The sequence below is a fragment of the Gammaproteobacteria bacterium genome, assembly GCA_033720895.1.
GTDB lineage: Bacteria > Pseudomonadota > Gammaproteobacteria > Natronospirales > JAJUFS01 > JAWWBS01.
Genome location: JAWWBS010000011.1, coordinates 39,763 through 49,749 on the forward strand (window position 1 = coordinate 39,763; position 9,987 = coordinate 49,749).

Below are 9,987 nucleotides of genomic sequence, written 5' to 3' on the forward strand. Positions count from 1 at the left end.
AAATCGAATTCAAAAGTTGCCCTGGAACCACTGCTTCATTCGCTCCCAGAGCGAACTGACACTGGTTCCGATGTTTTCTCCGCCACCGTGTTCCAGGCTGTGCTTGCCGAACAGCAGCAAGCCGACACCGGTGGCATGGATGGGATTGCGGACCACATCCGACAATCCCGATACGTTCTGTGGGAAGCCGAGTCGCACCGGCATGTGGAAGACTTCTTCCGCGAGCTCGATCGCGCCTTCCATTTTCGAGCTGCCGCCTGTCAGGACGATGCCCGCGGCGATCAGGTCTTCGAAGCCGGAGCGGCGCAGTTCCGCCTGCACCAGCGAGAACAGTTCCTCGTAGCGCGGCTCCACGACCTCGGCCAGGGTCTGTCGGGCCAGGCGGCGCGGCGGACGTTCACCCACGCTCGGCACTTCGATGGTCTCTTCCGGGTTTGCCAGCTGTGGCAGCGCGCAGGCGTACTTCACCTTGATCTCTTCGGCGTAGTGCGTCGGCGTGCGCAGGGCCACGGCAATGTCATTGGTGACCTGGTCACCGGCAATCGGAATGACTGCCGTGTGGCGGATCGAACCGTCGGTGAACACCGCAATATCCGTCGTGCCACCACCGATATCGACCAGGCAGACACCCAGGTCCTTTTCATCGTCGGTCAGCACGGCATAGCTTGAAGCCAGCTGTTCGAGAATCACGTCGTCGACTTCCAGGCCACAGCGTTTCACGCATTTGATGATGTTCTGTGCAGCGCTCATCGCACCGGTGACCATGTGTACCTTGGCTTCGAGTCGCACGCCGGACATGCCGATCGGCTCCTTGATGCCGTCCTGCTCATCGATGATGAATTCCTGCGGCAGGATGTGGAGGATCTTCTGGTCGGCCGGAATGGCGACTGCCCTGGCAGCATCGATGACCCGCTCGACGTCTCCCGCCGTCACTTCGCGATCGCGAATCGCGACGATGCCGTGCGAATTGAGGCTCTTGACGTGACTGCCCGCAATTCCTGCGTAGACCGAGTTGATCTGGCAGCCGGCCATGAGCTCTGCTTCTTCGACGGCACGCTGAATCGACTGCACGGTCGACTCGATGTTCACCACCACGCCCCTCTTCAGGCCGCGCGACGGGTGCGTGCCGATGCCGATGATCTCGATCGCATCGTCAGGCTTGATCTCGCCAACCAGCGCGACCACTTTCGACGTGCCGATATCGAGACCGACAATCAGCTGCTTATCCGTTTTCCTGGACATTACCCGTTTCCCCCGATACGTCATTCGCATCGTCAGCTGCCGGCGCTTTCCAGCCGACAGCAAATCCGTTGGTGTATCGCATGTCGATGTATTCGATTTCGTTCAGGCGCTCAGCCAGCGTCGGCCACGCGATCTCGACGAAGCGCTGCAAACGCACCTCGTGGTCGCGGCGGCCAAGGCGCACTTCAATACCGTTTCCGAGCCAGAATCGTTCAGCCCGCCGATCGGTCACGTAAAGCCGACGCAGGTCCATGGATTTGAGGCCAAGGAACTCGCGCAACTCCGCGAGGCGCGCCAGCACATCACCCTGCCGACCGGCCGGTCCACCGACGTCTGGCAGGACGCCCGAGTAACCGACTGCACCGTCAACGAAGACCTCGCCATCGGCATTCAACAAGGAAGTGCCAAACCAGCTGGCGACGGCCTGCTCCTCGATGACTTGCACGTGCAGCACCCCGGGCCAGCCTCGACGCAGCGATGCATCCCTGACCCAGGGCAGGTCGACAACCGCTGCCTTGGCCGCTTCGATGTCGAAATCGAGGAAGCCCTTTTCGATGTGCGGTGCGAGCGCGCGCTGGACCTCGTCGACCGACACGTTGTTCAGTTCGCCCTGGACTTCGAGGTAGCGGAACTCCTCGTAACCCGCGGCGACAATCTGCTGGAACAGCACGTGACCTGCGACACCGAGAACCAGGACAACCGCCAGCCAGCTGGCGGGGCGCTGCCAGTTCAGCGGTCGCTTTTCGACCTTGCGATTGGACTTCCTGCGCTTCAGGAACTTCATGCCACGCCCTCCACGTCATCACTTGGCAAGGTCTGCGCAAGGATTTCCCAGCACAATGCGGCAAAGTCCAGCCCACTGGCGGCAGCCGCCATGGGGACCAGGCTGTGATCGGTCATTCCCGGCACGGTATTCACTTCCAGTACCTGCGGGTCGCCATTGGCATCGAGCATGAAATCGACGCGTCCCCAACCTCGGGCACCCACCAGCCGGAACGCCTCGAGGCAGATGTCGGCAAAGGCTTTTTCCTCGCGGCTCGTGAGTCCACAGGGAATGTGGTACTGCGTGTCGTCAGTCAGGTACTTGGCTTCGTAGTCATAGAAATCACGTGGCGTTTCCAGCCGGATCATCGGCAGTACACGCTCGCCGAGGATCGCTGCCGTGTATTCGGGCCCCGGCAGGCAGGCCTCCGCAATGACACTGTCGTCGCAGGCAGCGGCAGCCTCGTAGGCCGCCTGCAACTCCGTTGCCGATGTGACCTTGCTCATGCCGATACTCGAGCCTTCACGAGCCGGCTTGAGGAACATCGGGAATCCGATGAGTTCGACCGCCATGTCGAGGTTGTCGGCCGCAAGTTCCGCCCATTCCGGTGTAGGAATTCCGGCCGAGTGCAGGATCTGCTTGCTGCGCAGCTTGTCCATTGCGAGCGCCGAGCCGAGAACGCCGGATCCGGTATAGGGAATGTCGAGATACTCGAGCAGGCCCTGTACCGTGCCGTCTTCACCACCGCGACCGTGCAGCACGATGAACGCCCGGTCGAAATTGCCGGCTTGCAAGGCGTTAACCAGGCCATCCACCGGATCGACACCATGCGCATCCACACCTCGCTCCTGCAGGGCCGCAAGGACTGCACGACCGCTCTTCAGGGACACCTCGCGCTCGGCAGAATGCCCGCCAAACAGCACGGCGACCTTGCCGAAGTCACTGGCTTTCCAGCGGCTCATTGCTCACCTCCCTGGCTGGCTGCAAGCTTGTCGGCAAGCTCCGCGGCAACGGAACCGATATCACCAGCACCGAGCGTCATGACCAGGTCACCGTCTTCCAGCACCCCCGGCAGCGCGCCCGGCAGGTCGGCAACATCCTTGACGAACACGGGCTCATGCTGGCCACGAGCACGGATGGAACGAATCAGGTCCCTGGTCTCGGCACCCGGCACCACGGCCTCTCCGGCCGGGTAGACTTCCGTCATGACCAGCTGGTCAACGGTATTCAAGACCTCGCTGAACTCGTCGAAGAGGTCGACGGTGCGGCTGTAGCGATGCGGCTGGAACACGGCAACCAGTCGACGATCCGGCCAGCTGCTGCGAGCGGCCTCGATGGCGGCACTCAGTTCTCGCGGATGGTGAGCATAATCGTCGACCAGTTCGATCGATCGTCCATCCGGCAAGGTCACTTCACCGTAACGGTGGAAGCGTCGACCCACGCCCTGGAAGATCTTCAGTGCCGCGAGAATGTCGCTGTCGCTGATATCGAGCTCGCGACCGACGGCAATGGCTGCCAGCGCATTCAGGATGTTGTGCTTGCCGGGCATGTTCAGCTCGACATCGAGCGCGGTGTCGTCATCGCGCTTGCCGCGACCCTTGATCTGGACCTTGAACAGCGAACGTCCCTCCTGCTGCCGGATGTCATAAGCCCGCACATCGGCATCCGGGTTGTCGATTCCGTAGGTCACGATCGGGCGACTGATGCGCGGCAGCAGCGCCGCAACAACCGGGTCGTCACTGCAGAGAACCGCCAGGCCATAAAACGGCAGGTGATGCAGGAATTCCACGAAGGTGTCCTGCAGGCGCTGGAAATCATTTTCATAGGTGCCGAGGTGATCGGCATCGATGTTCGTCACCACCGAAATGACCGGCTGCAGATGCAGGAACGATGCATCCGATTCGTCGGCCTCGGCCACCAGGTAATTGCCGGCGCCGAGACGTGCGTTGGTAGCCGCACTGTTCAGACGGCCACCGATGACGAACGTCGGATCAAGCCCGCCTTCGGTCAGCACGCTGGCCACCAGCGAGGTTGTCGTGGTCTTGCCATGCGTGCCGGCAATCGCAACGCCTTCACGGAAGCGCATCAGCTCGGCGAGCATTTCGGCACGTGGCACGATCGGGATGCGGCGTTCGCGAGCTTCACTGACTTCCGGATTGTCGGCAGGGATTGCTGTCGACACGACCACCACGTCGGCATCAAGCACCTGCTCCGACGCATGACCGATCCAGACCTTGGCACCCAGCGATTCGAGATGACGAGTCACGGCATTGGGGCGGGCGTCGCTGCCCTGCACCTTGTAGCCGAGATTCAGCAGCACTTCGGCAATTCCGCCAACACCGGCGCCGCCGATGCCGACCAGGTGAATGCAATTGATCCGGCGCATCCGGTCCGTCATGCCGCCTCCCTCGCCGTGTCATGCAGCGCGGCACACACAGCGGCCAGTTCGCGGTCGGCACGCGGCTGGGCCATGCCGCGGGCCGCCACGGCCATCGCGAGCAAGTCCTGCCGAGAGCCCAGGTGGCTGCGCAGGCTGCCAGCCAGCGAGTTCGCATCGAGCGAGTCTTCGCGGATGATCTCGGCAGCATCGACAGCGGCGAGGTAGTTCGCGTTCGCCGTCTGGTGGTCGTCAACCGCATGCGGATACGGCACCAGCACTGCACCGAGGCCGACGGTGGCGAGTTCGAACACGGTCATCGCACCGGCGCGACAGATCGCGAGATCCGCCCATGCATAGGCAGCTGCCATGTCATCAATGAACGGTTCGACGCTGGCATCGATACCTGCGTCGGCGTAGCGCGCTTCGACCATCGGCGCATTGTCGCGACCGCACTGGTGACGCACCGTGACATCGACATCAAGCAGCGACAATGCCGCGGGCAGCATCTCGTTCAGGACGCGAGCGCCCTGGCTGCCACCTACGACCAGCAGGCGCAACGAGCCGCTACGCCCGGCGAAACGCTCTTCCGGCGGAGCGATATCCTGCAGGTCCTTGCGCACCGGGTTGCCGATGCTCCGCACGTTGCGACCGCTCAGCGCACCCGGGAAAGCCACCAGGACCTGGTCCGCGAACTTGCTCAATACGCGATTGGTCAGTCCTGCGACGGCGTTCTGCTCGTGTATCACCAGTGGTCGGCCAAGCAGCTTCGCCACCAGGCCGCCCGGTCCGGCGGCAAAGCCACCCATGCCCAGGACCACATCCGGATTGATGCGACGAATCACCCTGCCCGCCTGCCAGCAGGCCCGCAACAACTTGAAGGGTGCCAGCAACAGCGAGGCCACGCCCTTGCCACGCAAGGCCGAGACATCCAGCCACTCGATATCAATGCCGGCGGCCGGGACCAGTCGCGCTTCGATGCCACGCCGTGTACCGAGCCAGGTCACTTGCCAGCCCTCGGCGCGCAGGACATCCGCCACGCTCAAGGCCGGGAAGACATGCCCCCCGGTGCCGCCAGCCATGACCAGGATGGAGCCTGCCTGCAGCTGCGTCACGGCGTTCATACCGTCACCCCCTGCTTCTTGCGCGCCCAGACATCATTGGCCTTGTCGGCTTCATGACCGATTCGCAACAACAGCCCGACAGCAGCGGACGTCACCAGCAGGCTGGAGCCACCTGAAGAGATCAGTGGCAGCGTCAGGCCCTTGGTGGGCAGTACGCCCATGTTCACGCCAAGGTTGATCATCGCCTGCATGCCGATCCAGATCGCAATGCCGTAGGCAAGGTAAGCGCCGAAGCGCTGTTCGGCAGCCAGCGCAGCCCTGGCAATCGCAAAGCTGCGGAAGAAGAAGACGGCATACAGCGCCACCACGAGCAACACGCCGACCAGGCCAAGCTCTTCGGCGATGACGGCAAAGACGAAATCGGTATGCGCTTCAGGCAGGTAGAAGAGCTTCTGCACACCTGCCCCGAGCCCGACACCGAACCATTCTCCCCGGCCGATGGCGATCAGTGACTGTGTCAGCTGGAAGCCACTGTTGAACGGGTCGGCCCAGGGATCCATGAAGGTTGTCAGGCGCTTGAGGCGATAGGGCGAGGTCACGGCCAGCGTCGCCATGCCGGCAGCAGCGATGCCGACCAGCAGCAGGAAGTCGCGCAGCCGGGCACCGCCAATGAACAACATGCCCATGATGGTGGCCAGCAACACGGTCGCAGCACCGAAGTCCGGCTCGCCCAGCAGCAGCATGACCGCCAGCGCCGTCAGGCCCAGCGGCTTGGCGAAACCTGCAAAGCTCGTCTGCACTTCGTACTGGCGACGAGCCAGGTAGTCAGCCATGAAAATGAACATGAACAGGCGGGCCGGTTCGGAGGCCTGGATCAGGCGAATCGGGCCGATCTTCAGCCAGCGAACGCTGCCGTTAACCTCGTGACCGAAGCCGGGAACCAGCACCAGCGTCAGCATGGCGAACGCGCCGAGCAGCAGCAGGGGCGCAAGGCGGCGCCAGAAAGCGAGCGGCACCACCGCCATGAACAAGGCGAACAGGCTGCCGGCAGCGGCATAGGTAAGCTGCTTGCTGGCAAAATAGAACATCTCGCCGGTCTCGCGCTCGGCGAGCGCCACCGATGCCGAGGCGACAAACACGATGCCCAGCGCCAGCAGCATCAGCGCGGACAGCAGCAAGGGAACGTCCACGGGCAACGGCCGGCCCTCGAAGCCCGACTGCCTGAAGTGTGCAGTCCGTGCCGTCATGCCAGCGCCTCCACGGCGTTCACGAATGCCTTGCCGCGATCCGCGTAACCGGAAAACATGTCGAAGCTCGCGCAGGCGGGCGACAGGAGAACCATGTCCCCGGACTCGGCAACCCTGCTGGCAAGCATGACAGCCTCGTGCATGCTGCCCGCCCGCTGCCAGTCGATTTCGGCGCCGTCGTGATCCAGAGCTGCGGCGATACGATCGGCATCCTGGCCGATCAACACGACGTGCCGCACCTTGCCCGGCAAGGCCTCGACCAGCGCGTCGAAGTCACCACCCTTGCCATCACCACCGGCAATCAGCACGACGGGCCGCGTCGAACCCGTGATGGCGGCAATCGCGGCGCCGACGTTCGTGGCTTTCGAATCGTTGATGTACTGAACACCGTTGTGCTCGGCAACCCAGGCCATGCGATGCGGCAGCCCGCGGAAGGTACGCAGGGCTTCCAGCATTGCCATCTTTGGCAGGCCGCAGGAGAAACCCAACGCGAGGCATGCCAGCGCGTTGGCCCAGTTGTGCCGGCCGGCCAGCAACATCTCGTCTACCGGAAGCAGCGACTCGCTGCCACGCGCCAGCCAGTAGCGACCATCCTTCTCGCGAAGGCCGAAATCGATTTCACGCTCCGGCGCATCGAGACCGAACGACACGGCATTGTCCCGGGCCTCGCCCATCCGCACGGTTTCGGCATCGTCACGATTGAAGACGCAGACCTGCGCACCATCGAACAGGCGGGCCTTGGCAGCAGCGTAGTGCTCCAGGGAACCGTGCCAGTCGATGTGATCCGGGCTGATGTTCAGCACGGACGCCGCCCGGCACTCGAGCGAACGAGTCGATTCGAGCTGGAAGCTCGAAAGTTCCAGCACGTAGAAATCTGGCACTGCCTCGTCCAGCAATTCGAGCGCGGGACGTCCGACATTGCCGCCCAGGCCAGCCCTCATGCCGGCGGACTGCACCATCAGTGCAAACAACGTTGCCACGGTGCTCTTGCCGTTGGAGCCAGTGACACCAACGATCGGTGCCTGCGCCTCCCGGGCGAAGAGTTCGATATCGCCGATCAGGTCGACGCCGGCATCGCGCACGCGAAGAATGAAGGGATCGTTCAGCGGAATGCCCGGCGACACCAGCACGAGATCGGCACTGGCCAGCGCCACGTCCGAAAAGCCGCCAACGAAAATCGCAGCATCGGGAATGTCACGCTGCAGGTCGGCCAGCCCCGGCGGCGCTGCACGGCTGTCGGTCACCGCCACGGCATAACCCTTGCCATGGAGGTAACGCGCACAGGACAGGCCGGTCATGCCGAGACCGATGATCATGGCCTTTCCAGCGCCTTGTTGTGTTGATGCTTCAGGCATGCAACCGACGTCCTCAGCGAATCTTCAGGGTTGAAAGACCGATCAGCACGAGAATCACCGTGATGATCCAGAAACGGACAATGACCTTGGGCTCCGGCCAGCCCTTCAATTCGTAGTGGTGGTGCAGCGGCGCCATGCGGAAGATCCGCTTGCCGGTCAGGCGGAACGACGCCACCTGCAACATCACCGACAAGGTTTCCACCACGAAGATGCCACCCATGATGAACAGCACCAGCTCCTGCCGGACGATGACCGCAACAGTTCCCAGCGCCGCACCCAGTGCCAGCGCACCGATATCGCCCATGAATACCTGGGCCGGGTAAGTGTTGAACCAGAGGAAGGCCAGTCCGGCGCCGCAGAGTGCACCGCAGAACACGACCACCTCACCAGCGCCTTCCACATAGGGAATCGTCAGGTAGTTGGCAAAATTGACATTGCCACTGGCATAGGCGAACACGCCGAGCGCACCACCAACGAGCACGGTCGGCATGATGGCCAGGCCGTCGAGTCCGTCTGTCAGATTGACCGCATTGCTGGTGCCAACGATGACCAGGTAGGTCAGCACGACAAAGAACGGCCCCAGCGGAATGGCGACATTCTTGAAGAAGGGAACAATCAATGCCGTCTCGATGGGGGTCGCTGCGTAATGGTAGAGCGCCAGCGCAGCCGCAAGTCCGACCACCGATTGCGACAGGTACTTCCAGCGAGCCGGCAGGCCGACGGGATCGTTCAACACCAGCTTGCGGTAGTCGTCGACAAAGCCGACCACACCGAAGCCGATCGTCGTCAGCAGCACGATCAGCACGAAGCGATTCTGCAGGTCGCCCCACAACAGCGTGCTGACCACGATGCCGAACAGGATCAGCAGTCCGCCCATGGTCGGCGTACCTGCCTTGGTGAGGTGCGAGGTCGGGCCATCATCGCGAACGGTCTGGCCGATCTGGCGGAACGTGAGATGACGGATCATCCAGGGACCAATGATGAAACCGGCCAGCAGCGCAGTCAGCGCGCCGAGAATGGCGCGCAGCGTCAGGTACTGGAATACATTGAAGCCGGAATAGAACTGGCTCAGGTAGTCAGCTAGATACATCAACATCAGGCAGTTCCTCCCAGGCGGAGCGCCGCGACGACTCGCTCCATGCGAGCAGCACGCGACCCTTTGACCAGCACCGTGATGCCGGTCTTGATATCTGCAGTCAGCGCCTCGATCAGCGCCTCGACCGAATCGAAGTGACGGGCATCTGCGCCGAACCCTTTCGCGGCGTGCTTGCTGAGCTCGCCCACCGCGTAGAAGCGCGTCACGCCCTGCTCTGCCGCAAAGCGCCCGACATCTTCATGCAACTGCTGTTCTTCCGGACCCAGCTCGCCCATGTCACCCATAACCAGCCAGCCCGGACGACCACGACCCGCTAGCCATTCGGCGGCGGCGCGCATCGATAGGGGATTGGCGTTGTAGGTGTCGTCCACCAGCTCGATATCGTCAGCCAGCTGCTCGACATGCATGCGACCGGATACATTGCGTGCCACGGCGAGCCCGGCCTGTATTTCTGCCAGCGAGCAACCGCAGGACCAGGCCGCAGCAGCGGCAGCCAGCGCATTCTTGACGTTGTGGCGACCTGCCATGGGCAGCGCTACCTGGACTTCGCCATCCGGCGTGACCATGGAAAACCTCAGCTGGCCATCGGCTTCATCGATACCGCCGACGACATGGAAATCATGCGCACCGGCCTGGCCGAAGGTGATCACCCGCCGCGACCCGGCGCGTTCCCGCCATTCGTCCTGCCAGGGCTGGTCCGCATTGATGATGCAGGTGCCGCCATCCTGCACACCGGCGTACATCTCGCCCTTGCCCCGCACCACGCCTTCGATACCGCCGAAACCCTCGAGATGGGCTTCGCCGGCGTTGGTGATCAAGCCGATGGACGGCCGCGCCAGTGCA

At 62.9% G+C, this 9,987-nt stretch carries 9 protein-coding genes; all 9 read right to left on the minus strand.

The annotated features are described in order from the left end of the window. Positions 1-9: 9 nt before the first annotated feature. On the minus strand, positions 10-1,242 hold the full coding sequence (ftsA, locus tag R3217_03285) for a cell division protein FtsA (protein MDX1454456.1): 1,233 nt from the start codon (positions 1,240-1,242) through the stop codon (positions 10-12). Further along, entirely contained in the window at positions 1,223-2,026 is an 804-nt protein-coding gene (locus tag R3217_03290) for a cell division protein FtsQ/DivIB (protein ID MDX1454457.1), read from the minus strand. The genes ftsA and R3217_03290 overlap by 20 nt, the downstream gene beginning before the upstream one ends. Then, a complete protein-coding gene (locus R3217_03295) occupies positions 2,023-2,967 on the minus strand; it encodes a D-alanine--D-alanine ligase (protein ID MDX1454458.1) in 945 nt (314 codons plus the stop codon). The genes R3217_03290 and R3217_03295 overlap by 4 nt, the downstream gene beginning before the upstream one ends. Further along, positions 2,964-4,403, minus strand: a complete 1,440-nt coding sequence (gene murC / locus R3217_03300) for a UDP-N-acetylmuramate--L-alanine ligase (protein ID MDX1454459.1) — start codon at positions 4,401-4,403, stop codon at positions 2,964-2,966. Before murC ends, R3217_03295 begins: the two co-directional genes overlap by 4 nt. After that, entirely contained in the window at positions 4,400-5,506 is a 1,107-nt protein-coding gene (gene murG / locus R3217_03305) for an undecaprenyldiphospho-muramoylpentapeptide beta-N-acetylglucosaminyltransferase (GenBank protein MDX1454460.1), read from the minus strand. The genes murC and murG overlap by 4 nt, the downstream gene beginning before the upstream one ends. Continuing rightward, complete coding sequence (ftsW, locus tag R3217_03310; GenBank protein MDX1454461.1) at positions 5,503-6,693, minus strand: putative lipid II flippase FtsW; 1,191 nt, start codon at positions 6,691-6,693, stop codon at positions 5,503-5,505. Before ftsW ends, murG begins: the two co-directional genes overlap by 4 nt. After that, a complete protein-coding gene (murD, locus tag R3217_03315) occupies positions 6,690-8,009 on the minus strand; it encodes a UDP-N-acetylmuramoyl-L-alanine--D-glutamate ligase (GenBank protein ID MDX1454462.1) in 1,320 nt (439 codons plus the stop codon). The genes ftsW and murD overlap by 4 nt, the downstream gene beginning before the upstream one ends. A gap of 52 nt (positions 8,010-8,061) precedes the next feature. Further along, positions 8,062-9,144, minus strand: a complete 1,083-nt coding sequence (gene mraY / locus R3217_03320) for a phospho-N-acetylmuramoyl-pentapeptide-transferase (GenBank protein ID MDX1454463.1) — start codon at positions 9,142-9,144, stop codon at positions 8,062-8,064. Then, on the minus strand, positions 9,144-9,987 hold an 844-nt coding region (locus R3217_03325), incomplete at its 5' end, for a Mur ligase family protein (GenBank protein ID MDX1454464.1). The genes mraY and R3217_03325, both read right to left, overlap by 1 nt.

Coding starts and splice junctions, on each gene's coding strand:
- ftsA (MDX1454456.1), bottom strand. CDS start 1,242: ATGTCCAGGAAAACGGATAAGCAGCTGATTGTCGGTCTCGATATCGGC.
- R3217_03290 (MDX1454457.1), bottom strand. CDS start 2,026: ATGAAGTTCCTGAAGCGCAGGAAGTCCAATCGCAAGGTCGAAAAGCGA.
- R3217_03295 (MDX1454458.1), bottom strand. CDS start 2,967: ATGAGCCGCTGGAAAGCCAGTGACTTCGGCAAGGTCGCCGTGCTGTTT.
- murC (MDX1454459.1), bottom strand. CDS start 4,403: ATGACGGACCGGATGCGCCGGATCAATTGCATTCACCTGGTCGGCATC.
- murG (MDX1454460.1), bottom strand. CDS start 5,506: ATGAACGCCGTGACGCAGCTGCAGGCAGGCTCCATCCTGGTCATGGCT.
- ftsW (MDX1454461.1), bottom strand. CDS start 6,693: ATGACGGCACGGACTGCACACTTCAGGCAGTCGGGCTTCGAGGGCCGG.
- murD (MDX1454462.1), bottom strand. CDS start 8,009: ATGATCATCGGTCTCGGCATGACCGGCCTGTCCTGTGCGCGTTACCTC.
- mraY (MDX1454463.1), bottom strand. CDS start 9,144: ATGTTGATGTATCTAGCTGACTACCTGAGCCAGTTCTATTCCGGCTTC.